Consider the following 1,734-nt stretch of genomic DNA (forward strand, 5'->3'; position numbering starts at 1 on the left):
GCACCGACACCGGTACGAGCAGCAGCGGTACGAGCAGCTCGAGCGACTCCGGGACGAGCAGCAGCGGCACGAGCAGCTCGACCGACACCGGACGAGCAGCAGCGGCACGGGCAGCTCGACCGACTCCGGCACGAGCAGCGACAGCAGCAGCTCGTCCACCGGGGTCACGCAGGGCAGCCAGAACTCGTCCTCGGACGCGACCACCACGGGATCCTGACGTGCGCGCCGCCACCGAGTGGGAGCTCTGGACCACCACCGCACGCGTCGTCCTCGACCACCGGGATCGACGCCACCTCGCCGCCGCGGAGGCCTGCGTCCGTGCGGTCACCGACGCCGTCGACCTGGCGTGCAGCCGCTTCCGCGAGGACTCCGAGCTCGTCGCCCGTACGGCCGACCTCGAGCGGGGCACCGAGGTCTCGCCGCTCCTCGCGGCCCTCGTGCACCAGGCCCTGGACGCCGCCCGACTGAGCGACGGCGACGTCGACCCGACCCTGGGCCACCGCATGGTGTCCCTCGGCTACGACGCGGCGTTCGCGAGCACGGCCGGCGACACCGGGGCACCCCTCGCGCCGACGAGCCGGACCGTGGACGCCCTCGACCCCCGGCCGGCATGGCAGCGGATCCTCCTCAGCGGTACGTTCCTGCGCATCCCCGCCGGCGTCCGCCTCGACCTCGGCGCGACCGCGAAGGCCGCCGCCGCCGACATGGCCGCGGCCAGCATCACCGCACGCCTCGGCGTCGGCGCGCTCGTGTCGCTCGGCGGCGACGTCGCGACGGCCGGCCCGGACCCCTCCGGCGGCTGGCAGGTGCGCGTGCAGGACCTCGACACGGACCCGGCGGACCACGTCCGGATCGCCTCCGGGTGGTCGGTCGCGACCTCGAGCACGCAGAAGCGTCGCTGGGAGCAAGACGGCCGCGCACGGCACCACATCCTCGACCCGCGGTGGGGCCTCCCCGCGGAGCCGGTCTGGCGCTCGGCCACGGTCGTCGCGCCGTCGTGTGTCACCGCGAACACGATGTCGACCGCCGCGATCGTGCGGGGTCGCGCTGCGCCCGCGATGCTCCGGGCGAGCGGTCGTGCGGCACGCCTCGTCAGCGCCTCCGGCGAGGTGGTGCGCCTCGGCGGCTGGCCCGCCGACGACGCGTCGGACGCAGCGGGGCGCGCGGCCTGACCCTCGCACGGTGCGAGCGGGGCGCGGACTCGGTGCGAGCTCACGCGCATGGTGCGAGGCGAAATGCCTCGCACCATGCGCGATTCCTCGCACCATGCTGCGCCGGCCCCGCCCGCAACGCACCACCCACCGGACGGGAGGCCCGTGGCGGGCCCGCCCGTGCCTCCAGGCCGGAACGGGGTCCGCCTCCGGCGAGCGGTGCGCCTCGGCTGCCGACCCTCGCACGGTGCGAGCGAGGTGCGGACTCGGTGCGAGGTCATGCGCGTGGTGCGAGGCGAAATGCCTCGCACCATGCGCGATTCCTCGCACCATGCTGCGTCGGCCCGGCCTGCAACGCACCCACCCACCCACCCGCCCACCGGACGGGAGGCCCGTGGCGGGCCCGCCCCGCGCCTCCAGGCCGGAACGCGGCCCGGTCAGTACCAGTGCGGGTTGACGCTCATCTCGTGGTTCCAGGCCGCGCACGGCGAGCCGTACGCGTCGTGGATGTACGCCAGTCCCCAGTTGATCTGCGTCGCGGCGTTCGTCCGCCAGTCCGCCCCGGCGACGGCCATCTGTCCGC

Annotated in this window: 2 protein-coding genes; both read left to right on the plus strand. The window is 75.3% G+C overall.

What is annotated here, in order from left to right:
* The coding region (locus tag I59_RS22445; protein WP_042726318.1) for a hypothetical protein at nucleotides 1–217 on the plus strand (217 nt) is incomplete at its 5' end.
* Between the two features lies 1 nt (nucleotide 218).
* Nucleotides 219–1,172 carry an FAD:protein FMN transferase gene (locus tag I59_RS00210; protein ID WP_022902142.1) on the plus strand — a complete coding sequence of 318 codons (954 nt, stop codon included), beginning with the start codon at nucleotides 219–221 and terminating at the stop codon, nucleotides 1,170–1,172.
* Nucleotides 1,173–1,734: the final 562 nt, after the last annotated feature.

The organism is Curtobacterium sp. B8 (genome assembly GCF_000333315.1).
GTDB classification, from domain to species: Bacteria; Actinomycetota; Actinomycetes; order Actinomycetales; family Microbacteriaceae; genus Curtobacterium; species Curtobacterium luteum.